This window comes from Promicromonospora sp. NPDC023805 (assembly GCF_040639635.1).
Taxonomy (GTDB): Bacteria; Actinomycetota; Actinomycetes; order Actinomycetales; family Cellulomonadaceae; genus Promicromonospora.
The window spans coordinates 20,775-46,856 of record NZ_JBFAAH010000009.1 but is presented as its reverse complement, the minus strand read 5'-3'; the positions used below and the strand labels follow the sequence as shown (position 1 = coordinate 46,856).

Genomic DNA, 26,082 nt, shown 5'->3' with positions numbered 1-26,082 from the left:
GTCACCGACCTCCCAGCTGCCCGAACAGGCCGGCCAGCGTGCCCTCCAGCTCGCCGAACGAGCTGTCCCAACACTCGCCGTCCCATTCCGCCGCGATCCGTCGCAGGTCGCTCACCTGGCACGACGCCTCCCCCACCGCGACGACGTAGACCCGCACGCCCGCGGCGGCCCCCGCCCGGGCGGAGCGCACCAGGTCGGACGCCGACAGCTCGGCACCCTGCCCGCCGCCCGGAAGGTTCTCCCCGTCGGTCAGGACGACCAACGCGGTCAGATGCCTGCGGGACGCGCCGTCCGGGTCCATCAGCTCGGACGTCGTGGCGTCGATCGCGTCGTAGAGGGGTGTGTGGCCGTCGGGCAGCAGCTCGTCGCGCAGCAGCTCCGGCGCCTCACGCTTCGCCACCTCGCTCCCGGTCACTTCCAGGACGGGCCGCGGGCTCGACCCGGCGTCCCCGGAGAACGACCAGATGCCCACCTCGTCGGACCCGCTGAGGTGGTCGAGCGCGCCCAGCACACCACGCTCGGCGACGTTGATGCGCAGCCGGTCGCCGTCCGCGGGCCGGCCCATGGAGGCCGACGAGTCCACCAGCACCAGGACCCGCGCCGGGCGCCGCGCCTCGCGGTACTGGTCCTCCGTCGACGTCACGCGCGTGTGCGCGACGATCCCCTTGTCGGGTCGGAGCGGCACGTCCAGCAGGCCGGGCAACGGCCCGTCGTCGCCCGACGGCGGCCTTCCGCCGACGTCCCGCACACCCACCAGCCGGTCGAGCGCCGCCTGTCCGTCGCTCGTCCCGAGCCACTCGGCGAAGGCCGTCGCAGCCTCGGCCCTGCGCCCGGACGGCTCGGCATCGGACCAGGTCAGGCGTACCGCCCGGTAGTCGAGGCTGATGGCGGAGTCCGGGTAGAACGGCACCAGGGCGGCGTCGCTGCCCGCGGCCGAGGCCGGGCAGGCGGTGCCGCGGTCGACCATCGCACGTTCGCTGGTCAGCACGGCTACCCGGGGCGGCTCGGCCGCGGACAGCTCGTCGAGCCGGCACAGCAGCGCGCCGTCGGTCCCGACCGGCAGACCCACCCGTTCGAGGGCATGCCCCAGGTCGAGCTCCAGCGCCTGCCGCGCCCCGGTCTCGGACCCGGCATAGAGGCGCTCGGTGTGCAGCGCAGCGGCGAACGACGCGTCCGGGTTGGCCCGCACGACGTCGAGCCCCGCCGCCCCGGCCGCCGCCATCAGCTCCTGGACCGTGTCGCCGGGCCCCGTCGTGGCGCGCAGGTCCTGGGCGTGCGGCTCCGGCACCGCGAGCACGAGCGGCGAGCCGGCCACCAGCGTCGGGCCGGAGACCGTGAAGCCGTTGCCCGCCCCCTGCGGGGCGACGATGTCCGCCTGCGCCCCGGACTCGGCCAGCCACACGTCCGGCCGGGGGCCGAGGTCCAGCGAGGCGGCGCCGTCCTGGCCAGCGGCCGCTCCCCAGCCCGACTCGAAGGCGGCGCGGAGCGCTGGCCACCCCATGTCGAACGTGGTCACGTGGTAACGGGGGCAGGAGAAGGGCGTGATCGAGTCCCGCTCGAAGGCGTCCGCCACCGCGGCGAAGCCCGCGGCGCCGTCCTCCGGGACCATGACCGCCATCTCTGTCGGGTCCTCGCAGGACCGGGCGGACTGGTACGCCACCACCACACCCGTCGTGCCGACCACCAGGACCACCGTCGCCACCGAGACGAGGATGCGGTGAGCCTTCGCCCAGCTCCACGCCGTGGCGAACCAGCGCGCGTAGGTCTGCACCCGGACGAGGCCGGCGAGCCCGGCCAGGAAGAGCCCGACGGAGACGAACAGGAGGACGATCTGCGTGCCACGGTCGACGACGCCCATCGCGGCGGTGCAGATGCCTGCCACCGTCCCGAACACGGCGAACACCGTCGTCCGGTGGTCCCCCCACCACGGCCGGGAACCCGCCCGGCGTTCGGTCTTCTTTGCGGGCTGCTCCGTCGCACCCATACGTCCTCCCGAACGTCAGGGTCCGATATTTACCACATTGACCTCGGCTTTTGCGGGTTCAACGCAATATCGGGACCTGCGCCCGGGAGGAGACGGCTCAGTTCTCCGCGCGGCCCTTGCGCCAGTAGCCCATGAAGGCAACGGACTTTCGGTCCACCTGGCACTCGCTCACGAGGTAGCGGCGCAGCGTCTTGATGACGCCGGCCTCGCCCGCGAGCCACGCGTACAGCACGGTGTCCTGCGCCAGGGGGCGGCCCGCCTCGTCGACCGGCACCTCCCAGAGGATCCCGGTGTCGATGTCGACGTCCTCCACCTCGGCGGACAGGTCCACCCCGGCGGCGGTCAGCGCGGGCGCGGTGTCCGACGACGGGCGGACACCCATCGCGAGCAGCCGGTCGGCGGCGTCCTGCACCGCGGGGATCAGCACCTCGCCGTGCTCGCGCCCGTCGCGCGCCAGCCAGTGCACGCGCACGCCCTCGGGGGCGCCGAGCGTCCAGCCGTCCTCGGGGTGCGGCACCTCGAGGAAGACCTCGCCGACGGCGTCGGCGGGCAGCGACTCGCAGATCGCGGCGATGGCGGGCACGGCGGTCTCGTCACCGGCCAGCAGCAGCGCGTGGCTGGACGACGGCGGGGCGAACTCGACACCACCGTGGATGCCGTCGTACTCGGCGTTGGGGCCCATGATGACCAGCGGGTCGCCCGCGGCAGCATTGAGCGCCCAGCGCGAAGCCGGCCCGGTGTCACCGTGCATGACGACGTCGACGTCGACCTCGCGCAGGTCCTGGCGCACTGTGCGGACCGTGTAGGTACGCATCGGGTTGCGGTGCTCGTCCGGGAGCGAGCGCCAGGCGGCGTACCAGTCGGGGTCGTCGCGGCGCAGGCCGTCCCAGCCGCCACGAGGGGACGGGAGGAGGAGCTTGATGCGCTGGTCGCGGCCGTTGTCCGCGAACTTGTCCAGGTCCGGCCCGCGGAACGTGAAGCGGACGAAGGACGGGCACAGGCGCGTCACGCGCGCTACCTCGACGTCGAACATTCGCGAGGGCTTGGCTTCGAGCCCCTCGGTCTGGGTGGTCACGACGGTGAGCCTAACCTAACTTTGTCTGCCCTGTGCCACCCCTTCCGGGCGGCGGACAGCACCTCGTGCAGGCCATCTCGGCCCCGTTTACCACGAACGATTCATGAGTGTGAAACAGGATTGCCAGGTTCCAGGAAGATCACCCCTGTCAGTAGAAAATTAACCCTGTACAAAGGGTGCATCTTGCCCCCCTGACCTCTTTACTTGGTACCGATCGGCCTGGACGACGATCTGGCCGCCGCACTGTCGGCCGCCCATCGTCACGGCAGGCCGCACGCTTCCCTCGTACTCGCTGGAGAGCCTCACCATGATCGACCACTTCGCGCTGGGCTGGGTCACGCCCATCCTCTCGTTCCTGCTCTCGTGCGCCGGGTGCGCGGTGGGCCTGACCTGCACGGCGCGGGCACGGGTCTCCCACGGCATCTCGAGCATCGGCTGGCTCGCCCTCGGCGCCATCTCCATCGGGGGCACCGGCATCTGGGTGATGCACTTCGTCGCCATGCTCGGTTTCCACATCCGGGGCACCGAGACCCGCTTCGACGTCCCCCTGACGATCGCCAGCGGCCTGCTCGCCATCGCGGTGGTGGGACTCGGCCTCTTCATCATCCGGACGGCGGGCGTCGGGCCGTTCACGCTCGTCGCCGGCGGCACCGTCACCGGGCTGGGCATCTCCGCGATGCACTACCTCGGCATGCGTGCCCTGCACGTGGGCGTCGAGGTCACCTACGACATCCCCACCGTCTTCATGTCGGTGCTCGTGGGCATCGTCGCCGCCACCGCGGGCCTCTGGCTCTCGGCGAAGGTGCACAACTTCGCCGCGGGCGTCGGCGCCACGATCATCATGGGTGTCGCCGTCTCCGGCATGCACTACACGGGTATGGCCGCCATGCGTGCGGAGGTGGTCACCGGCACCGTCATCGTGCCCGACGGCGGCGTCTCCGTCGCCGCGCTGCTCGGCCCGCTGATCATCGGCGTCACCATCAGCACCATCCTGCTGCTCCTGGTGGTCGGCCTGGCGCCGAGCGCCGCCGAGCTCGAGGCGCAGGAGAAGTTCAGGGGCTGGCAGGGGCGGCAGGAAGAGATCCAGCGCGAGGCGGCGGAGCCGCGGCGCAGGTCCCAGCTGCTCTGAGGGCCGGCGAAGAAGGCTATGCCGTACCGGAATGAGTCCTGATCGGAGGAAGGGCCCCGTGGCGACGAGTTCACACAGTTGGACCTGTGCCGCGTGCAGCACACCGCATTCCGGCCTCGCCATGGTGTTCGGGCCCAACGCGCCCGGCCCGTGGATGTCGGCTACCGACGCCGAACGCGCTGGCGGTGAGCTCGATGCCGACACGTGCGTCCTACCCGACGGCGACGGCTCGATGAACTACTTCGTGCGCGGTCACATCGAGATCCCTGTTCTGGACTCGCCTGATGGACCGTTCTGCTGGTCGGTCTGGGTCTCCCTGAGCGAGGACAGCATGCTCAAGCTCGCAGCCGTCTGGGAAGACCCGGCACGTGCCGATCTGGAACCGATGTTTGCCTGGCTCTGTACCCACCTCCCGTACGAGCCGACGACAGTGGCCTTGCCCGCGCGGCTCCATAACCGGGAACCGGGCCGTGTGCCTTGGGTCGAGCTGGACCCTGGGGTCGACCACCCACTCGTGCACGAGTACCGCACCGGCGTCACCATGCACCGTATCGCCGAGATCAATCAGCAACTCATCAATGACTGACGTCCGGGCGGGCTGCTAACTGGGCCCGGAGCCCGGTCCAGGCGGTGTGGCTACACCAGGGCACCGAGGAGTCGGTCGATCGCTTCCTGGGCGGTGGCGTCCGGTCCGAGGACGATCTCGTGGTCGAGGCCGAGGCGGTCGTCCGGTGCCCACCACTGGGCCATCTCCTCGGGCGTGAAGTGCGTGGCCTGGGGCCGTCCGACATGCCGGCGCACGGTCTCCTCGAACGGCACGTCGAGGTAGACGACCGCGCTCGCTCCTGCGTGGTCGGCGACGAGGCCACGGAGCATGTCGCCGTACCGGGCCTCGTGCATGATCCCTTCGACGACGACGCTGTACCCCGCGTCGAGGGCATGGCGGGCCGCGCCGTCGATGAGCGAGATGTTGAGTGCTCCCGGGGTGTCTTTCTCCCACAGCAACGTGCGGCGCACGTAGTCCTGCTCGATGAGAGCGGTGCCGCGTCCCATCCGCTCGCGCAGCTTTCGGGCGATGGTGCTCTTGCCTGAACCGGAAGGGCCGCGCACGATCACCAGCCGGGTCCGGGGGATGCCGGTCGGGGCTCGCGAAATCGGCGTGGGCACGCGGTCAGCGTAGTTGGGCGACCGGCGCCGAGCGGGCCGTGGACGCCGCCTTTTCAGTGATCGCCAGCCGGCACCCGCGTCTCAATGCAGCGCTATCCAACGCGAGGACGGGTTATGCGCGCCGCACGGCTGCCATAGCTGGCAGCCTCGGTATGGTGTGAGTGCCAGTTCCGGAGGGGGTCCGATGGTCGCGGTGGTCGGGCAGTGGACCGGCAGGGAGATGAAGGCGCTGCGCCTTGCGCGGCGGTTGAGCCAGCGGCAGTACGCCGCGCATCTCGGGTTGAGCGATGTCGCCCTGTCGAGCGCTGAGCGCAAGGGCACCTCCGTGGTGCTGCGGATGGAAACGCAGCAAATCCTCGACACCGACTTCGAGCAAGCGCCCGAGTCTGTTCGCGAGCGGTTCTGGCTACTGCTGGACGAGGCGGCCACCACTGACCTCGCGGCGGCGTCCGCCGCACGGACCGCGGCGGCAACCGCCGTGCCCGACTGGCACCTTCCGGACGACGTCGGGACGGCGCGACTGCGGGAGTTCATCGAGTCCGACTCCCGCGTGTTCGTGCTGTGCGGGGCGGCAGGTACGGGCAAGTCGACCCTGGTGCGGGCCGCGGCGAGTGCGCTGGCTGACGTCGCATCCGTCCAGATCCATCTGGCAAGCACTGCAGGCCCGGAGGCGATCGCTGCCGACATCTTGAGATATGGATCCGCTCCCGCAGGGCCTGATGCGCTTCTCACGCTGGAGCAGGCGGCCAGCACCGTGACCCGCCCGCTGATCGTCGTGCTGGACGGCATCAACACCGCGGAGACGATGCGCGGGGCCGGGCACGCCGTCGATGCGATCTTGCGGCAGACGCCGACGGCGGCACTGCGTTTCATCCTGGCGATCCGCACTCCTCCGACTCCTGACCTGTCGGGATATCCGTTGCTGGCGGCGGCATTGTTCGGGCAGGACTCGGGTAGCTCGTACACGACGTCGCTGTGGACTTCCGCTGCAGCCGCTCTCGCCTGGGACGAGGAGCGCCAGGCCGCCCTTCCTGCCTTCGCGGAACTGCCCCCGCAGGTCAAGGACCTGGTGCGGCTGCCAATGTTCATGAGCATGGCCCGCGACGGTGCCGTCGACGTCACCGTGCAAGACACGAACCCGTACCTCCTGGTCCGCCAGTTCGTACGGGCCACCGTGGCGCGCTCGGGGCATGATGTCGACGAGGTCATCCGCGTCCTAGGCGACGCCGCCGTGCGTGACCTGTCCAAACACCTTCCCCGGGTCGCTACCTGGCACTCTCCGACGCCGGCCCCGGACGGTTTCGTGCCTCCAGCAGGACTGGCCCAGCACACAGCGGCCGGGACAGTTCAGTTCTCGCATGACCTGGTCCGGGAGTACTTCGCAGCCGCCGGGCTGGAGCGGGCGACGTCAGCGCATGGCCGTTCGCGCCTGGTCGAGATGATCCGCGAGCTCTCACTGGCGGCAGACGGCAGCGCGGTCGCCGTAGGGCTGCACCGGTTCTTCGTGATGGCGGTTGACGAGGCCACCCCGGGAGAGCTCTCGGCGGTTGCTCTGGCTCCGGGCCTTGCGGGGACCTCCGCGCTGGCTCGGTTGTTGGACGTCGCAGCCGCCGGCATGCGATTCGCCACGCTCGACGTTCTTCGCGCGTGCGCCCGGACCTGCGCCGGGCGGCCAGACTCGCTACCGACGGCACGGGCACTGCTGCGGAATGCCTCCCTTCCCGATGCCCTTGCCGACGGATGGCATCAGTGGCTGTTCACGGTGCTGCACGACCACGGCTCGCATGTCTGGGGCGACCTTGCCGAGCATGTCGCGGCGCTGTTCGACGGTGACGAGGCCGCACAGTTCGTCCAGGCCGCCGATCTCGATGCGCCCGAGGTAGCCGCGTTCCTGGCACGCCACGTCAGTTTTTTCATCACGCCCGACGACCGCAGCCGACTGGTCGATCGGCTGCTCGCCCATCGCGACTGGCGGGTCCGTGCGGCTGTCGCGGCCGGACTCGCCCAGGTGCCATCGTCGGCGCCCGCCGTCGCGCGCGGTCTGGGACATCTGCTCAGTGACCGTGATTACAAAGTGCGAGCGGCCGGGGTCGCTCTCCTGCGGCCCGCGCCGGAGGACGCCGTCACGAGTGCACTGCCAGCCCTCCTCGACGACGACGTCTGGTACGTGCGGTCCCGAGCCCTCGAGGAGCTCGCGCGGCGCGATTACCCCGAAGCCCTCGTCAGGTCCGCTCTAGCGCGGTGTCGGTCCCAGGACTCATGGCGCCGCGCGCCACGGTACGTGCGGGACCTGATCGACCGCCTGTCTTTGCTGTGCGACGACCCAGAGCGTCTGGAGCTGACCACGGTGCCGCGGGCGGTCGTCCCCTTGCTGCGTGAAGTCCGCACCGGGGCTTTGGCGGTGCTGCCAGAGCGAGCGGCAATGCTCGCTGGCCTCGCTGCTCGTTCGGGTACGTGGCTGTCCGCTCGGGAGGGCAAGGCCGCGGCTGCGCAGATCGCTTCCGGGGACCGACAGCCGGGGCTGATGACCAGCGAGGCGTATCGGAGGCTTCGCGGCGGGAGGAACCTCCAGGTCGCTCTGGACGTCGCCGACCTGGATCTCGCCGTCGCCGTCGCCCAGGCTGCAGCCGGTGCAGGTGCCCGGTTCATCGAGGTCGGTGACCCATTGATCAAGGCGAACGGCGTCTTCGCGATCGAGACTGTCAAGCGCGCCGTTCCCGACGCCCAGGTGGTCGCCGAGATGATGTCGTCCGACTGGGGCCGCGACCAGGTTGAGAACGCCGTCGAGTGCGGCGCCGACGTCGTGCTCCTCATCGGACCGGCCACCCACGCGAGTGTCGCTGCCGCGTGCGCGGCCGCGAGGCGCCTGGGTACGTCGATCCTCCTGGACGCACCCGCCGAGCGTCACTCTCCGGAGTGGGTCCGCGAGATGGCCCGGGCCGGTGTCGACGGGCTCGTCGTCACCACAAATATCGACCTCGGGCCTGGTGGGCGGGAGCCCTTGTTGCGGGCACGGCAGATCCGCGCATGGACACAGCTCCCGGTGGCCGTCTCTGGCGGGTTCACCGCTGCGGACCCGTCGGTGGTGACCAGTCCGGACTGGGACATCCTCATCGCCGGCCGCGCTGTGACCGAGTCCGCCGATCCCCACCGCGCCACGGCGGCCCTCACCAGCCTCATCTCCCAGACGACCGAAAGGAACACATGAGTGTCGTAGTCACTCCCCTGATCGCCCCGATGATCAACGACGTCATCAGCCTGATGGACCAGGGCGAGCCGTTCATCAGGGCGCGGACCGCGTCGGACTACTGGGCCTACGCCACGCTTTTCTCGTCCACGTGCCCGGTGGCATTCGTCGACGGTGTCCTCGCTGGCGCCATAGTGGCGTTCCGCAGCCAGGACGACCCCGGCGAGATGTACGTCCAGGACGTAATGGTTCACCCGGACCATCGCCGTCAGGGCGTGACCACGGCACTGCTCAACTCCGTCATCGCGCAGGCACGCACGTGGGGCTGCACGCGGCTGTGGCTCACCTCAGAGCCGGACAACCGGACCGCGGACGTCTCGTGGCGAGCACTTGGGTGGACAAACGTGCCCGGCGACCAGGAGGTCGACGGCGTTCAGGTCATCTCAGATTTCAAGGGACCAGGCAAGGACCGCGCTGTCTACGAGCTGCTGCTCACCTGACGCCTCTGCCAACGGCGCCGCGGCGGTCGAGTCCGCTCGATGATTCCAAGACGTTCATGCGCCGCAGTGAGGAAGGTGGCCATGACGCCAGCGCGTTCACGTTCGGTCACCGAGTCGGGGCCTTCCTTGGCGGAGTGGTGCTCGATTGTCAGTAGGGGCATCGCCTTCTCATACAGTGCCGAGCCGTAGAGCTGAAGACGCCCGAGAGCGTCTTCCATCTCGTATGTGGCGTCAGTCCGATCGTTCTTCCCTTCGACGAACCGTTCCCACGGGTCGCGCACCATGAACTTCTCCATATCGGAGTAGACGATCTCATCGATCGCATCGCGCACCTCGCGGTCGTACCGAAACCGCCGTAATTCGGCCGCAAGTAGATCGACCACGGCATCGCGCAGTTGTTCGTCGTGACTCGCTGCTTTCCGGTCGCGCGCTTCGACGTGGAGGCGATGCCATGCCGTAACGCCGTTGACGACGGCAGCTGCGATAGCGGCAACCACGCCCGATGCAAGAACGGTCGACACGTTCATGCCCGTCAAGAACTGGGTCCATGTCACAACGCGACGGTATCCCGGATGACCTGCACCGATGTCGAAACCACCGTGGCCCTCATCGGAGCGTGATGGCGTACTCGTGCAGCGCAGGCACGAGCGGATCGTTCGGCGTGTCTCGACGGCGCCAGAACTGCTCGGCTGCGACGACCTGCTGGGCGTACCTTCCGCATTCACCGTCGAGAACGTCGGCGAACCGGTCGCGGACCTGCGCTGTGAGGTCCGGCTGGAGCAGGCTGTGAATGAGTAGGCATGCGGCGTCGTAACCCTCCGGGCCACTCCCCCATCCTTCCCAGTCGAAGATCACGAGGTCGGGGCTCGCAAGGTTCGACCAGTGCAGGTCGCCGTGGCACGTCCTCCAGGAACCGGCCGCGGCTCGGTGAGGACCGAAGCAGTCGGTCAGCAGTTGCTCGGCCCAGACCGGGCCGATCGTGAAGCGCGGCGTGCTTACGGTGGCGAGAATATCGAGTGAGGTGCGTAGCGCCGACCACCACGCGTCCGGGAGCGCCCCGACCGTTACGAGGGCGGGCGGAGCAGGGACACCGCTGATTGGTCGCACGACGACGTGTTCGAACATCTCGGCGGCGTAGCGCCAGGGACGCGTCTCCCACTCGTCTCTCGCCCAGAGCCGAGGACGGGGTACGGCGGAGGGAAGATGTTCTTCGGCGGTGACGTTCCCGCGCCAGAAGGTCCGGCTGATCTCGCCTATACGTCCGCTGACCAGGCGTAGCCAGTAGGTGGTGGAGCCGATCTCGACAGACCCGGAGAGGGTGCGTCCTCGCCAGCCCCAGACCCGGTCCATCGGAGGGCCTGGGAGTCCACTCATCCGGCGGGCGGCGAGTTCGAAGGCGGTGAGCATCCGGTGCCAGGTCGCCTCGTCAGGCGCATTGAGTGGGCTGGCGGCGGTGTCGTGTGTCATCGGGTCATCCCCAGGACTGCTCGGCGGGCGGCGAGGGACCAGACGGATTGCTGGTCTGTGGTGAACCCGGCGCGGTTCCAGCAGAACAAGACGGTGCGGGCCAGGACGGTCCGAAGTCCGGTCTGGAGCGCACCGTCTGCGGCTACGGCGGCGAGGCGTCGTCCTGCGTCGTGCATCACGGTGGCCCAGGTGCTGAGCGCGGCGAAGCTCGGGTCGTCACGGATGAGTGGGGTGAGGTCAACGGTCAGCGCGCTGCGCGCCTTGAGGGCGAGCTGCCCGACCCTCTGGTCGGTGATTGGAGCCTCCGGTCGCTGCTCCATAACGCGCGCCCAGACGTCGCCCTGTTCCTCCCACTCGAGTCCGGTCGAACGCATCAGATGAGCGAGCACCATCAGGGACGTGACGGGTAGGCGGGGCGCGATCTTGTCGTTGGTGCCGCGCGCGTCGAGAAAGGTGAGTAGGCCGGTGCTGTCGGCGGCGTGGATGTCGTTCACGGCCTGCAGCCCGGCGGGTCCTCCGAAAGCGGCGGTCTCCGGTTCGTAGACTGCCGGGCGCCAATGTTGGAGCGTGCCGCGAGCGGTCATCGAGTCCAGGGCGGATCGCAGATCGTCGGGGAAGTCGGTGGGCCCGGAGTCGAAATAGCGCAGGCGCCAGTGGGGGTTCTTGCGGACGAACCACCATCGCTTCGTTTGGAGCGTGGGCCACAGCTCGTCACGGAATGCTCGCTCGGCGTCGGCGTAGTCGCCGAACTCGACGTCGACCTGCGCCCAGCCTTGCGGGTCGAGATCGATGGTGCTGCGGCCTGCAGCCCGGTACCTCTCGGCGATCGATGCGAGATGGGCGGGGCTCATGTCGGCTGCTCGGGCGGCGACGGCGAGGTCTTCCCCGAACAGATAGGTCAGGACCGCTCTTTCGGTGGTCTCATGCTCGGTGCGGATCATGTCGACTTCCCGTCAGACGATGCCGAGGCAGGTGTCCCAGCCGGGCGTGTGCGGGGCTGGCGGGTGGTCCAGGACCAGCCGGACTCCGGGCAAGCCCTCCAGGAGTCCTGGCTGACGTGGTTCGGGGGCGCTGCGCAGGCGGTTGGTCAGCTCGGTCAGGTGCGGATCGAAGGTGTGGGGATCACCGGCGTCCGCCGCCGCTCGGCGCACGACCTGAAGCGTTCCGGCCGGTCCATGACAGAGACCCGAGCCGGTCAGGGCGTCGAGCCGTGCGCGGTCGGTCAGGCAGGCAGCCAGTGCCATCTCCGCGGCCTGCTTGCGTCGTGTGTCGCCGGTGACGATCGCGGCAAGCTGCTGTGCCCGCGCCACGCCGGGGGTTCCGTAGCACCACGATGGTGCCCGGGGGCCGGCTTCCCGGTCGCCTGTCCAGCGTGCCCATCCGCCGTCGAGGTGACGGTTGTCGTCGAACCAGGCGAGGATCCTGCCGATCGCGTCCAGATCGCCGGGCACTCGGATGTTGCGGCGTATCGCGAGAGCGAGGACGGCCAGAGGGCCGGTGATGCCGTGGGCCAGTCCGGCGTTGGCGTGGGGTCCGGGTTGGTCGGGCGCCGAATGCTGGTGCCAGACCCACCAGCCGGGGCGTGCGCCCGCGAGGGAAGTGCGGACGAGTTCGGTGAGGCGCACAAGGTAGGCCAGTAGCGCCTTGGTGGTGTCCAGGTCGGTGCGGCGGGCCAGGAGCAGCGTGCCGACGCCTGCCAGCCCATGCATCAGGTCGTACTCGGCGAACGCAGCGGGCCTTCCAGCATCGATGCGGTCGTGGGCGACAGCCAGGCGAGCCCGGACATGGGCGGCCACGATCGCGTCCAACCGGTCCATGGCTGGGCCCTTCCAGCCGGCCACGTGGAGCACAAAGGTCAGGGCTGGGGCGCCGAGGAAGATCCCCGCGCGTTGCCCGCTGAGCAGCGGCATCGTGGATCGTGCGGCGAGTTCAAGGGTCTGTCCTTCGTTGTCCGTGCGCACCGCCGACAGGAGCGCCGCACCGAGGTCGCCACGAGACAAGGACTGCCGGGCGAGGGAAGGCATGGCGCGCGCCGGGGGCGGAGTCGCACTGGAGACGGTCATGCGAGCGCTACCTCTCGCGGTGCCGCCTGTGCTGCCCTAGCGGTGACGGAGAGTGCGAGTGAGCGCGTCGCACGCAGAATCGCCGCCTCACCGTCAGGGTCGATGCCGTGTGCGCGATTGTGGTGCATGTGGAGCAGCGCACCGACGACGTCGGCCGGGTCGGTCCCGGAGTCGGTCAGGCGGACGGCGTAGCGGCGGAGTGTGTCCGCCCGGTGTACCCAGGCAGCGAGGATTCGTTGGCCGTGCGGCGTCCCGGCGAGGAGCACGCGTCCGTCCGGCCCTGCGAGGCGGTTGGCCAACGTCTGCATGGCCCGGTCCGGGTGGGCGTTCGTATCGCGGCGGAGACGCTCGACGAGCCAGTCGTGGCACTCGTGCTCGCCGAGGAACCCGGAAGCAAGGTCCACCATGCTCGCGACGGTCATTGCCGTGCGCCAGGTTCCCGTAGAGATGCCATCCGCGTCATCGTCGAGCGGGGCGAAGGTCATCTGGACCAGGGCTGCGCGGGAGTCTGCGGCAAAGAACGTCTCGGCGGCGTCCAGGACGTTCCCCGCGCCGTAACGGCCGAGCTCGGGGAGGTCGTCGTCCCAGCGGATACGACTGACCAGACCGTCGTGACGGGCGCGGGCTGCCCACCCGGCAACATGCCGGGCGACAGCGCCGAAGTCGTCCGCGGTGCGCAACCGGAGCCGGATGCGCAGGTGGTCGGCGGGGTCGGTATAGCGGGTGAACCACCAGTCCTCGATCCCGGCATCGCGCACAAAATCGGGGCGGAGGTCTCCGTCCAGGATCGCCGCGGCAAGTTCGTCGGGCGCATATACCTTCAGCAGGCAGGTGCGGGAGGAGCCGGGGTGGCGGACGTTCTCACGGCGGGCTACGACGGGTCGCGCGTGCGCGTCGGGTCGCGCCGCGGGCTTCTGGGTCGAGGTCAGTTCAATGGTGAGCTGGTGGGCGTGCCCGATCCAGCCTAGGTCGTCCTTGCTAGGCGCTTCGGTAAGTGTGACGCGGCCCTGCCGGGTGACCTCATGTAGGAGCAGCGCACGGTGGCCCGGCTCGGTCAGATCCAAGCGCAGGCGCTGGTCGTAGGCACCGAGGAAGACGTCGTCGGGCACACCCCAGCGGTCCAGCCACACGTTCAGTGCGTAGTCCGGCACGACGCCGGGTCTCTCGACTTCCAGGCGATCCAGCCGCCACAGAGCTTCGGACAGGACCACGCGGCCGGTGCGCACGGCAGGCAGGAAGGGCAGGCCGGCCGCACCACCCCACGAGAACGGAGCCATGACGGCGGTGTGTGCCCGGGGCAGCTCGCACACGAACCGGACCATCGGGTGCGTCGCGGAGACGGGTTCGAGCGCGTTCAACACGAACGGTTCAATCCGACGGCCGGTGGGCACATGGACGAGGAACATGCGGGTGGTGGTGGCTCCGACGGCAAGGTCGGCCAGCCGGATCGTGGCCTCCGGGTTGTGCTCGCCGACGGCGATCAGATCAGGCATGACCTTGACCGAGCGCGCCACATTCTGAGTCCGGGTGCGCAGCGCGGGGCTGGAAACCTGGACCCGGACTGCCTGATCGTCCAGTGGCGGCAGGCCGGCCAGTGCCGTGACGCGCCGAGTCAGGTCGGCGGGCTCCAGCAGCGATAGGAAGCGTCCGAGGGTCACACCAGAGGCGACCGACAGGCCGCCGCACACTACGCGGAAGTCCCCGTCGTCGATCGCTACGCACGACTGGGCGTACAGAGAGACGTTCATCGCCGTGCTGGACGGGACGTGCGCCGGGGGCGCGATGCTCAATGCCTCAATATCGTGACCTGTCAGGACGACTTCGCGGTGACGAGCGGCGGTGGCCCGCTGGACCAGTGCCAGCAGGTACTCGTCGCGGCCGGTCGTCGGCGCGCCAGCTTGCGCCGACGCAGTTCCGCGGTAACCGCTCGGGAAGCCGAGTCCTAGGACCGGGTCGACGAGCTCGGTGACAGGGACGAGTGCGCCGAGACTGTAGGTATCCAGGAACCGTGTGCGGTAGTCGCGCCAGGCCGGGGTGCCGTGCGGGTGTGGAGAGATGCGGGCCATCACGGCCAACGCCTGCTCCAGCTCGCGGCCAACCCTGGTCGAGACCGTGGCCCGGGTGCCCGTGATCAGGTCGGTCATCACCGCTGCGCCGGGGTCGGCGGTCGCCAGGGCGCGGACCTGCGGGCTGCTATGCACCGCGAGGTGCCTGAGCGTGTCGACAGTAGTGGTCGGTGGACGCACATCGGTGTGGAGGAATCCCTCGCGGACCAACCCGACCACAGCCTTCAGCACAACGTCGCGCTCCACGTCTGGGTACTGCTCAGCAACCGCATCGAGGAGCGCCGTCGTGGCGACGGGGGTACGGGCCTTGTCCAAGATCATCGCCAGTGCCCCGGTGACACGCAGGCGAGACTCCGCAGGACCGTCGTGGCCGGGCCGGTGCGGCAGGACGACGTCGTTTCCGTGACGGCGGATCGTCTCGTCAGCGACCACGACCGACCGCTCGACCACCTGCGGGTCCCTCTCCAAACGGGTGACCTGGCCGTCGAGCCACAGCGCGTCGGGGCGGCTGCGGGATTCGGGGGCGACGCGCTCCAGCGTGCTGGTCGCTTCGAAGCGAGCAGGGCCGACGCCCGCCAGGAGGCCGAAGGGCGTCGACCGCGTCGTCGCACGCAGGTGGTAACGGGCAAACGAGAGCGCGGTACGACGCACCGCGCGCGGCTCGGGCTCGTGTCCCGCTGTCAGGAGCGCGTCCACGGCGTCGGCGAGGTCAGGGCTGGCGTTCGCGACACCACGGCACAGCGCAGTGTTCTCCCACGCCGACGCCATCCATGCGAGCGTCTGCGGCACGCTGGCGTCTGGGCCGGGATAGACGGGTGTCTGGTCGGAGACGGGCAGGACGGCTGTGCGAATCAGGGTGTCGGGCAGGTGACGGTACACGGGGTGGCTCCTTTCCGCTCCGGTGGAAGCCCGGTGCCGTGACGGTCTGATCGGCAGCGTCACGGCACCGGGAGTCGGTTACGTCAGTTGCAAGTCGAGTTCGAGCAGGCCGACTCGCACGTGGACGTGCAGCCGTCGGTGGTGCCGCGCAGCAGGTTGCCGACGACGGACGCTGACTGGACGGTGGTCACGTCGAGGTCGAACTCGCCGAATCCCTGACGGGCGGTGCTGATTCCGGGCATAGCAGTGCCTCCTGATTGGTGAATCGGGTTGGGTTCCTTGCTCCCTGGCCGATCAGGGCCAGGTGATCGTGAGGCGGCTGTGCCGCCGGTCGACGGTCCGTGAGGACGGCGAATCCTCAGCCACCTGGGAACCGGCCGGGGCGACGGTCAGCCGTGGCCGGTCGCTGCGGTGCTCGGCGTCCCACGTGACGATCTGCTCCGCATAGCGCGCGGCGACCTGCTCGGCGTGCGGACCGTGGGCGATCACACCGAGCTCGAAGCGGTCGGCCTCTTCGGTGGGCCGCGCCTTGCGATAGGCGAAGGAGTCGCCGTCGACCAAGGCTGGGATCCCCAGCGGTGACGCAGCCGCGACCAGGCCGGCCACCTTCGCGCCGGGCTCGGCGGCCAGCAGCGGCATCGGGTCAAGCGCGGTCGTCAACCATAGGTCGAGGTACTCCAACGACTCCGTGCCGCCGACCATCACACCACTCCACTGCTCGGCGCGCCAGTCGTGCAACGCCTCGCGAAGCGCCTGGTCGTCGAACACCTCGGGCCCGTCGATCCGAAGCCCGACTCCTTGGCCGGCGTCGTCGTGCAGCACGACGACGTCGACCGCACTGGCCCCTTCTCCACGCATGGGCACAAACCCGCACACGTCCATCGAACGACTAACCAGTGACTCTCCGTCGCGGACGAGCGCGACTGTGCGAGTGAGCCCTCGTACCCGTATGGGCGCCACGATCACGCCGTCCGGAGTTAGTTGCTCGCGCCACGCGGGCGGGATGTCGGAGGTCTCGACCGTAACGACGATCCGGTCGTAGGGCGCGTGCGCAGGCACACCATGCTCGGCGTCGCCTGTCACGACCACGACATCCTCGTAGCCCGCCGCGCTCAGGAACTGGTGGGCCCGGTCGGTCACGTCCTCATCGATGTCGACCGTGACGACCTTCCCGGACGGACCGACCAACTCAGCGATATAGGCAGCGTTCACGCCGCCGGAGCCGACCTCCAGCACCCGCATCCCCGCGAGCAGGTCCGCCTGCTCCAGCTGCATCGCCTGGACCCTAGCCGCTGAGACCGAGCTCAGCCCTACCCCGTCGGCCGACCGCTTCGTCACCAGCGCCTTCTCCGGGGAGTACGCCCGCTCCGGGTCAGCGCCGGCAACCAGATGACGAGGCACCTTCCGCAAAGCTGCAACGACCGACGGCGTCCGCGCGTCACCATGCTCGACCAGGTACTGCACCATCTGTTCGCGCAGGCCGGCGGCCTTCTCCTCGGCGGTCATGCTGGATTGCTCGGTCACGGTGGCTCCCTCGGGATCAGCGTCCTGCCTTGTGCTCACAATCCTGCCGGGAAGAGGCCCTTCGAGGGAGGCGGCAGCGCCCAAGCCGTGCCCAAGTCGTGCGAACCCCTGCGGTGTCATGCCGTAGGCGCGCCCTCTGGCCCCGCTCGGAGGGGCCCGGGCCCGCACGGTACTGCCGCCGTGTTTACCACTATCGCCGCCGACGACTCGGCTTTAGCAAGTCGAGACCCTTCAGCATCGCAAGCAGGGCGAGTCGATCCGCGTCACCGCACGGAGGCGGTGCACAACGTCCTCATCAAGAAGGAATACAGACCGCGGGATTCGTGGACGACAGAGCTTGCCTCGTCCGATGACGATGAGCCGCAGGCTATTGCGAGAGCGGGTGGTACCCGAGCCTCGGTCTCGACCCGATGGCACCCCGCAGACATCACCCGACGACTTGCCCCATGCGCTCCACCACCCTCGGTACCGTGGCCTCTCGACCGGGATGGCCAGACAGCTTATCCGCATGGGCCGCCCATTGACCGCGGACACAAAACAACGAGATAGCGCAGGTATGGGAGTGACCTCACTCGGGGAAGGCTTTGACCAGTACCTCGCCGCGCGGAATCCCACCGAGTCACACAAGGCGGAGGTCCGACGCTACCGAGAGCGAGTGAAAGTTCTCATCGCCGCCAATCACCGCCTCATGGGCTTCTTCCAGAGCGGATCATTTCAGCATGGCACTGCCGTCATGCCCCACAGCGACGTCGACTACATCGCACGGATCCACTTCGAGGACCGGCCGGGGTCGTCCACCACGATCCTGAACAACATCCGGGATCTTCTCAAGCGTGAGTTGTGGGAAGCCACCGTGACCGTCAGCCGTCCAACCGTGACCCTCGATTTCAGCGGCCTTCTCTCGCAGTACGAGATCACGCCTGCCTACCTGGAGCGAGGCGCGACCGACAACAATGAAGTTCTGCTCATCCCCGCGTCTGGCGGCGGCTGGCGAGAGTCCGCACCGAAGGCTCACAACAAATTCGTCGCTGACATGGATCATAATCACAACGGCGCTGTCCGTAAGGTCGCTCGTGTCCTGAAAGCATGGAGGTACGAGCAATCCGTCTCCATCTCGTCATTCTACCTGGAGATGCGCGCCGCTGAATACGGCAAGAACAACCGGAGCGTCTTCCCGCTTACAGCGGTCAAATCCATTGTCACGACGTTGCTCAACCAGGGCCTTCCAGCTATGAATGACCCCACGGGATTGGTGTCACGGATCGGAGCCTGCTCCAACGAGACCGCCCGCTTGTCGGCGATCACCGATCTGCGGAAGTGCAAGAAGCACATCGATGCCGCCTGCGATGCCTGGCTCGACGACGAGCGATACGACATGAACCAAGCCCTCCAGGCGATCTGGGGAACCACCTTCCCCTATTGCGACACGTAGCCCGATCCGATGCCCGATCACACGCACAGGACCATCCAGACAGCGCAGAACACCGTGCGCGCCCAGAGGTTCCTCGCCGCGCAATCACGGCTCTACACCGACGCCAAGCATCTGCACGACGCGCGCGTGCTCACCGTAGTGGCTCTGGCCATCGCCACCGTCATCGTTGCACTAGCGAATCCAGACGCCCGAACCATTGTCGGCACTGTCGGCGGCGCGGTCACGTTCTTCTGGTCCGTCCTCGGAAGCAGTCGCGAGAAACGATGCCGCAAACAGGCGGTCTCTATACAAGAGGAGTTCGACACCCACGTCTTCGGTATCCCGTGGAACAGCATGGCCGCCGAGCATCCCTCACCTACGGTCATCGCTGAAACCGCCACACGTTATCGAGGCAAACGCACCAAGGACTGGTACCCCGACACGGGCCCCGTCGCGCGACCGCTCGACATCCTTATCTGCCAGCGCAGCAACCTCGGATGGGGCGCACCGGTTCACCAACTCTACGCCGCCATCATCGCCAGCCTTCTCGTCGCGCTAACCCTGGCGGCGATCGCCCTTGCGGTCATCTGCAAACTCACCGCTACCGACGCACTCACCATGCTGTTAGTGCCACTGCTGGGGCCTGCACGAGAGCTCATCGAGATGATCCGCAACAACAGGGAGAGCGCGGAGGCGAAGTCGAAGGCTGAAAGCAAGGTCAACGGGCTGTGGGAACGCGCACTCCAACATGGAGGTCAACTCACGATCGACGACTGCCGCGCAGTCCAGGATCAAATCCTCACCATCCGGCTGACTAACGCCCATGTCCCCGACTGGCTCGATAACCTCCGCCGTGATCGCAACGAGAATCTCATGCAGCAAAGCGCAGTGCACCTCATCGAAGAAGCTGTAAATCACGGTAAGACTCGCTGATAGGTGGCGATCCTCGGATTATGGACGATGATCGCCATCTGTGATCAGAGTGGCCTCCATGGCAGCATCGGCGCCTCCACGACATCCGCCCGAGGATGATCGGAGGCTGGGCCCCGACGCCACCTATCGGGCGCCAATTTGCGCGAGAGTAACTACTCGACCAGCTTCGCGCCGACCGGGTGGCCGTTCTCCAGTTCCACCACACCACCGTCAATGACCGCACCGAGCGCGGCCTCGATACGACGGGCCACCATAGGGCGCATCCGCTCGTGCACCCGATCGACTGTGCACCACGCCCAGGACCGCAGCTCCCCGTCGGCAAGCTGGATCGCCGCGGCCTGCTCGTCGGTCAAACGCCCGCTGTCGTAGACGAAGATCAGGCCCTCCGTGCGACCCTCGATCGGAGGGACGTAGTCCACCGCCACCAAGCGACCCGGTTCGACCACCAAGCCCAACTCCTCATGCACCTCCCGCACGGCGGCGTTACGGGGAGACTCATCGGCCTCGACCGCGCCGCCGGGGCCTCCCAGACCTGCTTGTACGTCGGCTCGCACAGCAACACCCGCCCCGCACCGTCGGTGAACACCACCGTCGCCGCCGACCGCTTCCGCGGGATCGAGCGCGTGTGCTCCGCCGAACCGATGTCCTTGCCCGGAGTCACTTCGAGAGCGATCGTCACGCAGACGAACCTAACCACGTGGTCGACGTCGCGCTGGCGCAGTCGCGAGCCCACCAGGCGTCGCTACGTCACCTCTACCCAGTGCCAGGACTCGCCGTTCACCTGTCGCCCGCCGGCACCCGCGTCGCCCAGGCAGCGACCGCCACGGCCGAGGCCACGTTCAGCGAGTCCACTCCCCCGGACATCGGGATCCGCACCGTCATGTCGCACTCGGCAATGGTCCGGGCCTTGAGCCCGTCGCCCTCGGTGCCGAGAACCAGCGCGAGCTTCTCGGGCGGATCGGCCACCAGGTCGTCCAGCGAGACCGAATCGTCCTCCAGCGCGAGCGCCGCCACCTTGAAGCCGTGCTCGTGCAGGGCCTGGATGCCGCTGGGCCAGGGGTCGATCCGCGTCCACGGGATCTGGAAGACCGTCCCCATGGAGACCCGGACGGCCCGCCGGTACAGCGGGTCCGCGCAGCTCGGGGTGAACAGCACGACGTCGACCCCGAGGGCCGCGCAGGCCCGCATCCCCGCACCGACGTTCGTGTGGTCGACGATGTCCTCGAAGATCACGACGCGCCGCGCCCCCGCGCCCCCACGCGCGCCCGCGAGCAGCTCGTGCACGCCGGGCAGCGGCGGCCGGTGCATGGCTGCCATCGCGCCGCGGTGCAGGTTGAAGCCGGTGATCTCCTTCAGCAGCGGTTCCTCGGCGACGTAGACGGGCGCCCCGGTCTCCCCGATCAGGTCGCTCATCGAGTCCAGCCACTTCGGCGCCATGAGGAACGACCGCGGCCGGTGCCCGGCAGCGAGCGCCCGCCGGATCACCGTCGAGCTCTCGGCGATGTACAGACCCTTGGCCGGCTCGTGCTTGGAGCGCAGGACGACGTCCGTGAGGTTGTTGTAGTCGGCGAGGCGCTCGTCGGCGGGGTCGTCGATGCGGACGACGTCGAGGGTGGTCACCCGTGCATTCTCCCTGACCGGTGAGCCCTTGTCGGGCGGGGTCCGGTCCGCCCGGCGGATCCGCCCGTCAGATCCGTCCGCGGACGGGCGTGCGCTCGACCGGGTCACCGCCGTCGGGCATCACCATCTCGGCGCGCACGCCGAGCAGGCGCACCTCGCGTCCCGGCTCCATGCCCGCCGCGAGGTCGAGGACGGCTGCGGTGAGCTCGTCGAGCGACCGCGTCGGCGCCTGGAGCTTCTTGGAGTAGTTCTGGGTGAAGAAGGGGGCGTAGCGCACCTTGAGGCCCATCCGGAAGACAGGCCGGTCCTCGGCCTCTGTGTCGGCGTGCACCTGTGTGACCAGGTCACGCAGGGCTGCGTCCACCTGCTCGGGCGTGGTGAGATTGCGCTGGTAGGTGGTCTCGCGGCTGTGCCCGCGCGCCACCCAGGGTGCGTCGTCGACGACGGCGGAGCCGTGCCCGCGACCCAGGTCGCCGTACCAGGCGCCCATGCGGGGCCCGAACTCGCCGACCAGCATGTCGCCGTCGGCCGCGGCGAGCTGTGCGACGGTCTTGACGCCGTGTGCGGCGAGGCGTTTGGACACCTTGGAGCCGACGCCCCACAGGTCGATGGTGGGCCGCTCCCCCATCACCTCGAACCAGTTCTGCGCGGTGAGGCGGAAGACGCCCGCGGGCTTGCCGAACCCGGTGGCGATCTTCGCGCGGATCTTGTTGTCGCCGATGCCTACCGAGCAGTGCAGCTCGGTGGCGGCGAGGACCGCTTCCTGCACCCGGTGGGCAACCGCCTCCGGGTCGTCGGCGTCGCAGCCGAGGAACGCCTCGTCCCAGCCGAGCACCTCCACCACCAGGCCGAGCCCACGCAGCGTGTCCATCACGTGCCCGGACGCCTCGAGGTAGGCCTCCTGGTCGACGGGCAGGATGATCGCGTCCGGGACCTTGCGGGCGGCGATGCGCAGCGGCATTCCGGACCCGACGCCGAACTCCCGCGCCTCGTACGACGCGGTGGAGACCACGGCCCGCTCGGTCGGGTCGCCGCGCCCGCCCACGATCACCGGCTTTCCGGCGAGCTCCGGGCGCCGCAGCAGCTCGACCGCGACCAGGAACTGGTCGAGGTCGACGTGCAAAACCCAGCGGAAGGCGTGCGCGCCCATGGCACGAGTCTCCCGGGACCTCCCCGTGCTGTCACCCGGTTCCGTCACATGGTTCCGTCACCCGGTCGGAACGCGGTGGGAACACGCTTGAAACACGGCTGGAACGCCGGTTGCACGCGGGACGACTTCGGCATGCCGTTATCGTCCCGTTATCTCTCACAGCGAAATCCTCCCCGCTTCCCCCGAGCCCCAAGACTCCATATGCTCCGGGCAAGGAAAGTTCGTCCCGCTCGTGAGGAGAGTTGCGATGAGAACTACCCGAACTGCCCGGTCATCCCGTGCACGCCGCAGCAAGGAACACAGTCCGCACCCCGCGTTGCCCCAGTCCTACGCTGCGATGATCGAGCGGACGCCGTCGCTGGACGACGCGCAGCTCGAGTCTCTCCTCGAGCGAGCAGTCGCCGGAGCAGACGCCGCACGCACCCTCGACTCCACAGCGGTCTCCCCCAGCTTCCGCATACAGCTCGAAGCGCGGGTCAAGGACGGGCAATACGCGAAGGAGCGTCTCGTCCTCGCCCACCTCCGCCTCGTGCCGTCCGTCGCGGGCACCTATTCGGGCCGCCTGCCGTTCATGGACCTCGTGCAGGAGGGCAACGTCGGCCTCGTTCGCGCCGCCGACTCGTACGACCCCGCGCACGGCACGTTCGCCGCCTACGCGACCCGCTGGGTACGCCGCTCGATAGTGCGCGCGGTCGCCGCCGCCGAGCACGCCGAGTCGCCGAGCGAGAACGACCCCACCCCCGAGCAGACGATGCTGCGCCGGCGTGTCCGGCAGGCCCTGCGGCACCTCGACGCCGTGGAGGCACGGGTCCTGGAGATGCGGTTCGGCCTCCTCGACGGCACCACACGGACCCTCGACGAGATCGGCCGCCGCCTCGGCGTGACCAAGGAGCGCGTGGCGCAGATCCTCGAGAGCGCACTGGCCAGGCTGCGCGACGTCGTCAGCCCGACTCCCCTCGCCGCGTGACCGCCGGCTGGGCACCCGAGGGCCCAGCCGGCGTCAGCCGAGAGACAACTTCGTCCAGTGCCACGTGGTACGCCCACGACGACTGGTAGCCCGAGTGGGCGGCCACGGCGAAGAGATAGGCCGACCGGTCCATCTCCTCCGCCCCGCGGTCCACCTCGTTCGACCCGTAACCCACCACGGGGAAGCCCATGAAGTCGGTGCGCCGCCACAGGTTCACCCACGCAGGCTTCGCACCGCAGGTCAGCAGTGACAACAGCGTGACCTGTTCCCCCGAGCCGGGCTCGGGGCGCTCCGGCGTCAACGGCGCCGCCGGAACCGCCCCGGGTCCGGAACCCACCGCCGCCCGCGCGGCTCGCACCTGCCCGCCCCACGGGTCCGCCGACCAGGCAGGCCCGGTGCACGGCGGCGTGCCCGTCGTCGTCGGGCCCAGAAGGTCCGGGAAGAACCGGCCAAGGAACGGGCGCAGCTGCGTGCCGTACGACAGGAGGCCGAGCCGGCCGTCGACGGTGTCGGGCAGCGGGTTGCCCGCACGGATCAGGATCACTGCCGCGGCCAGCACGGCGCCGATCGAGTGTGCGGAGAGCACCACGCGCCGGGTCGGGGCCACGCGTTCGCGCTCGGCGTCGTCGGCGATGTCGGCGCCGGTGAGCCAGGCATCCACGCGCGAGCGCACCTCGGGCACCGCGCGCTCGGCGTAGCTCGGCGGGCCGAACGGGTGGGCGCTGCGCGGCAGGAAGCACAACAGGTCCCACACCAGGCCCCACGGGCGCGACGGTCCGCCGCCCGTGGTGCCAGCCAGGGCGCTGGCCACCAGGGTCGCCGCGAGCACGCCAAGGGCCGGCACCGCCAGGCCGGACAGCCACAGCGGCGTCTGGTAGGTGCCGGTGTCGCTGTGCTGGGAGATCAGCGGGACGTGCGCGAGCAGGGCCGCGACGTAGGACGCCGCGGCGAGCGCGCCCCCGGCCAGCTCCGCCCGGTGCGACATCGCGGCGACCTTCCTGCCGCGCAGCACGCGCTCCAGCACGGGGTTCGGCCCGCCTTCGGCGTCCGGGCCGTCGGCGACCGCGCGCCAGGCCGGGACCGCGGGACCGTAGGGCGGGCCCACGGTGCGGGGCGCCCTCGGGATCCACAGGTCCCTGGAGCGGAGGGCGTCCATCACGTACGGGCCGGCCAGCGCCACGCCCAACAGAACCACGAACACCAGCACGATCACCACCGACGCCGTGCCGAACTCGGTGTAGACCGGCGGGACCCGCACGAGATCGATCTCGGGCACGTCGCGGGGCAGGCCGACCAGCCCGTCGCCGAGCGGCTTCGGCGCCGCCGTCTCGCCGCTGCGCAGGAACCACTGCACACCGAGCACCAGCAGGCTCGAGTACACGGCCGCCGCCGCGGCGGAGACCAGCAGGAACACGCCAGGTCCCGCGCCGTTCCAGCCCTCGTACCGACGACGCCGCAGCAGGACGGCCGCCAGCACCACCGCTACCGGGCTCAGGATGGCGAGCACCGCCACTGCCACGAGCAGGTGGCGCAGCGGGGCGTCCGGCTCGGTCACCAGCACGAACGCGACGCACGCCGTGGCGACCACCGGAACGATGCTCCACGCGGCGACGCCCCGGACGCTGCGCGTGGTGCGCCAGGCCAGGCCGGTCGCGGCGATACCGCACAGCCCGACGCCGAGCAGGGCGGGCACCAGGTCCAGGCCGATGAGGGCGGGCATCCTCGTGGGCTGCGGGCCGGCGAAGCACGCCCAGCAGGCCAGCAGCCAGACGAGCAGCCCGACCGCGAACACCACGAGCCCGGCCCGGCCCTTCGCGCGGGGTGCCGCGGCCTGGACGCCGTCGTCGTCCGTGCGCAGGGCGACGAACACGCACGCGCCGAGGATCACCACCAGGCCGGCAATCGGCAGGCCGGGCATCGGGAGCCCGGCGTCGGCGTACCGCGTCCAGGTGAGGTACTGCCCGGTCAGGGCGAGGGACGCGCCGAGGTGCGCCCACAGCAGGCCCGAGCCGGTGCGCTGGGACCAGAAGCCCGCGCGGTGCAGCGGCGGGCCCGACGGCGGCACCGTGCGCCCGGCGCGCATCACCGAGAACTTCGACTCGAACCGGACCTGGCCGCTGTGCGCCACGAGGACCAGCACCGTGACCAGGAGTACCGGCACGAGCGACAGGAGGGCGAGCCGGTCACCGACGTCCATCCGCGCCAGACCGTACAGCGCGCTCGGGATGCGCGCGCAGACGGGGACCACGGAGTCGGGCGCCGCCGTCGCCAGGCCGATGCACCGCGTGCCGATCACGGACAGCGCGACCGTCGCCACCGCGGACACGAACAGGAGCGTCAGGCCGAGCGCGAAAACCCGGGTCAGCGCGGCCGTCGCCTCGGGACGCAAGGTGCCGGACGCCGGACGGCGGGTGCGGGGCTCGTGCGTGCTGCTCCCGGAGGCGCCGGGCGCGGTCGTGCCGGACTCGTGCGCACCGACCTCCGGGGCCGGGATGCGGCGCGCCCAGTACGCGGCGTTCGCCAGACCGAACGGGATCATCGCCGCCCACAGGAGCCGCACCGCCACCGTCCCGATGACGCCGAGCACGCCCCCGAACGGGAGGCCACCGAGCCGCGCCATCGCGCTCCAGGAGTAGGCCTCGCGGCGCACGTCGGGCCGGATGGCGCGGACGTGGCCTGGCGGGAGCGCCTTGTCCCGCGCCTCGGCGTCCGGCGTCGGGGTCCAGAAGCTGCCCAGGGCGTCGCCGTCGGACTGGACCACCTCGCTCTGCGGCAGGTCGAGCGACCCGTACGGCAGCGCGTTCGCGATGCCGTGGATCCGTAGCTCGAGGATGTGGGGTTGCGGGCTGGTCGGGGTGCCGGACGGCGGGCTCTCCATAGCGCCCAAAACTAGCGCCCAGAGGTAGCGGCACCCTGCGGCGACGCGCGCGCCGCCACGCGCGGTGCCCGCACATCGTGCG

General features: G+C 69.6%; 21 protein-coding genes. 7 read left to right on the top strand and 14 right to left on the bottom strand.

The window, feature by feature from the left end:
* Nucleotide 1: 1 nt before the first annotated feature.
* Nucleotides 2-1,984, bottom strand: a complete 1,983-nt coding sequence (locus tag AB0F70_RS11260) for a VWA domain-containing protein (protein ID WP_357447718.1) — start codon at nt 1,982-1,984, stop codon at nt 2-4.
* A 97-nt stretch (nt 1,985-2,081) separates the two neighbouring features.
* Entirely contained in the window at nt 2,082-3,059 is a 978-nt protein-coding gene (locus AB0F70_RS11255; protein WP_357447715.1) for a siderophore-interacting protein, read from the bottom strand.
* Between the two features lie 307 nt (nt 3,060-3,366).
* Between AB0F70_RS11255 and AB0F70_RS11250 the strand changes: the two genes are divergently transcribed.
* Nucleotides 3,367-4,188, top strand: coding sequence for an MHYT domain-containing protein (locus tag AB0F70_RS11250; RefSeq protein WP_357447712.1), 822 nt, complete (start codon nt 3,367-3,369; stop codon nt 4,186-4,188).
* Between the two features lie 58 nt (nt 4,189-4,246).
* Nucleotides 4,247-4,774, top strand: a complete 528-nt coding sequence (locus AB0F70_RS11245) for a DUF2199 domain-containing protein (protein ID WP_357447709.1) — start codon at nt 4,247-4,249, stop codon at nt 4,772-4,774.
* Between the two features lie 50 nt (nt 4,775-4,824).
* On the opposite strand, the gene AB0F70_RS11240 is transcribed toward AB0F70_RS11245, so the two are convergent.
* Nucleotides 4,825-5,355 (bottom strand): AAA family ATPase, encoded by a 531-nt coding sequence (locus AB0F70_RS11240; RefSeq protein ID WP_357447706.1) that lies wholly within the window; start codon nt 5,353-5,355, stop codon nt 4,825-4,827.
* A gap of 13 nt (nt 5,356-5,368) precedes the next feature.
* Between AB0F70_RS11240 and AB0F70_RS11235 the strand changes: the two genes are divergently transcribed.
* Both AB0F70_RS11235 and AB0F70_RS11230 read left to right on the top strand, forming a co-directional pair.
* Nucleotides 5,369-8,563, top strand: coding sequence for an orotidine 5'-phosphate decarboxylase / HUMPS family protein (locus tag AB0F70_RS11235; protein ID WP_357447702.1), 3,195 nt, complete (start codon nt 5,369-5,371; stop codon nt 8,561-8,563).
* Nucleotides 8,560-9,042 (top strand): GNAT family N-acetyltransferase, encoded by a 483-nt coding sequence (locus tag AB0F70_RS11230; RefSeq protein ID WP_357447699.1) that lies wholly within the window; start codon nt 8,560-8,562, stop codon nt 9,040-9,042. The genes AB0F70_RS11235 and AB0F70_RS11230 overlap by 4 nt, the downstream gene beginning before the upstream one ends.
* Here AB0F70_RS11230 and AB0F70_RS11225 read toward each other — a convergent pair.
* The 7 genes from AB0F70_RS11225 to fxlM all read right to left on the bottom strand — a co-directional run bounded on the left by AB0F70_RS11225 (nt 9,021) and on the right by fxlM (nt 17,125).
* Nucleotides 9,021-9,596 (bottom strand): hypothetical protein, encoded by a 576-nt coding sequence (locus AB0F70_RS11225; RefSeq protein WP_357447696.1) that lies wholly within the window; start codon nt 9,594-9,596, stop codon nt 9,021-9,023. The genes AB0F70_RS11230 and AB0F70_RS11225 overlap by 22 nt on opposite strands.
* Before the next feature lie 52 nt (nt 9,597-9,648).
* Complete coding sequence (locus AB0F70_RS11220) at nt 9,649-10,509, bottom strand: phosphotransferase (protein WP_357447693.1); 861 nt, start codon at nt 10,507-10,509, stop codon at nt 9,649-9,651.
* Nucleotides 10,506-11,450 (bottom strand): thiopeptide-type bacteriocin biosynthesis protein, encoded by a 945-nt coding sequence (locus AB0F70_RS11215; RefSeq protein WP_357447690.1) that lies wholly within the window; start codon nt 11,448-11,450, stop codon nt 10,506-10,508. Before AB0F70_RS11215 ends, AB0F70_RS11220 begins: the two co-directional genes overlap by 4 nt.
* Nucleotides 11,451-11,462: 12 nt before the next feature.
* On the bottom strand, nt 11,463-12,572 hold the full coding sequence (locus AB0F70_RS11210) for a lanthionine synthetase C family protein (protein ID WP_357447687.1): 1,110 nt from the start codon (nt 12,570-12,572) through the stop codon (nt 11,463-11,465).
* Entirely contained in the window at nt 12,569-15,517 is a 2,949-nt protein-coding gene (locus AB0F70_RS11205; RefSeq protein ID WP_357447684.1) for a lantibiotic dehydratase, read from the bottom strand. The genes AB0F70_RS11210 and AB0F70_RS11205 overlap by 4 nt, the downstream gene beginning before the upstream one ends.
* Before the next feature lie 83 nt (nt 15,518-15,600).
* Nucleotides 15,601-15,759: an FxLD family lanthipeptide gene (locus tag AB0F70_RS11200; RefSeq protein WP_357447681.1), complete on the bottom strand. Its 159-nt coding sequence runs from the start codon at nt 15,757-15,759 to the stop codon at nt 15,601-15,603.
* A gap of 52 nt (nt 15,760-15,811) precedes the next feature.
* Nucleotides 15,812-17,125, bottom strand: a complete 1,314-nt coding sequence (fxlM, locus tag AB0F70_RS11195) for a methyltransferase, FxLD system (protein WP_357447677.1) — start codon at nt 17,123-17,125, stop codon at nt 15,812-15,814.
* A 478-nt stretch (nt 17,126-17,603) separates the two neighbouring features.
* Here fxlM and AB0F70_RS11190 point away from each other — a divergent pair, with 478 nt between their 5' ends.
* Both AB0F70_RS11190 and AB0F70_RS11185 read left to right on the top strand, forming a co-directional pair.
* Entirely contained in the window at nt 17,604-18,473 is an 870-nt protein-coding gene (locus AB0F70_RS11190; protein WP_357447674.1) for a hypothetical protein, read from the top strand.
* Between the two features lie 9 nt (nt 18,474-18,482).
* On the top strand, nt 18,483-19,385 hold the full coding sequence (locus AB0F70_RS11185; protein WP_357447671.1) for an S-4TM family putative pore-forming effector: 903 nt from the start codon (nt 18,483-18,485) through the stop codon (nt 19,383-19,385).
* Between the two features lie 152 nt (nt 19,386-19,537).
* On the opposite strand, the gene AB0F70_RS11180 is transcribed toward AB0F70_RS11185, so the two are convergent.
* The 3 genes from AB0F70_RS11180 to AB0F70_RS11170 all read right to left on the bottom strand — a co-directional run bounded on the left by AB0F70_RS11180 (nt 19,538) and on the right by AB0F70_RS11170 (nt 22,155).
* On the bottom strand, nt 19,538-19,939 hold the full coding sequence (locus tag AB0F70_RS11180) for an NUDIX hydrolase (RefSeq protein ID WP_357447668.1): 402 nt from the start codon (nt 19,937-19,939) through the stop codon (nt 19,538-19,540).
* Nucleotides 19,940-20,162: 223 nt separating this feature from the next.
* Nucleotides 20,163-21,005 (bottom strand): RNA methyltransferase, encoded by an 843-nt coding sequence (locus AB0F70_RS11175; protein WP_357447665.1) that lies wholly within the window; start codon nt 21,003-21,005, stop codon nt 20,163-20,165.
* 67 nt (nt 21,006-21,072) lie between these two features.
* Nucleotides 21,073-22,155, bottom strand: coding sequence for a DNA polymerase IV (locus AB0F70_RS11170; protein WP_357447662.1), 1,083 nt, complete (start codon nt 22,153-22,155; stop codon nt 21,073-21,075).
* A gap of 337 nt (nt 22,156-22,492) precedes the next feature.
* Between AB0F70_RS11170 and AB0F70_RS11165 the strand changes: the two genes are divergently transcribed.
* Nucleotides 22,493-23,122: a sigma-70 family RNA polymerase sigma factor gene (locus tag AB0F70_RS11165; protein WP_357447659.1), complete on the top strand. Its 630-nt coding sequence runs from the start codon at nt 22,493-22,495 to the stop codon at nt 23,120-23,122.
* Here the strand turns inward: AB0F70_RS11165 and AB0F70_RS11160 are convergent.
* Nucleotides 23,097-26,000, bottom strand: coding sequence for a hypothetical protein (locus AB0F70_RS11160; RefSeq protein WP_357447656.1), 2,904 nt, complete (start codon nt 25,998-26,000; stop codon nt 23,097-23,099). The two genes, AB0F70_RS11165 and AB0F70_RS11160, sit on opposite strands and share 26 nt — an antisense overlap.
* Nucleotides 26,001-26,082: the final 82 nt, after the last annotated feature.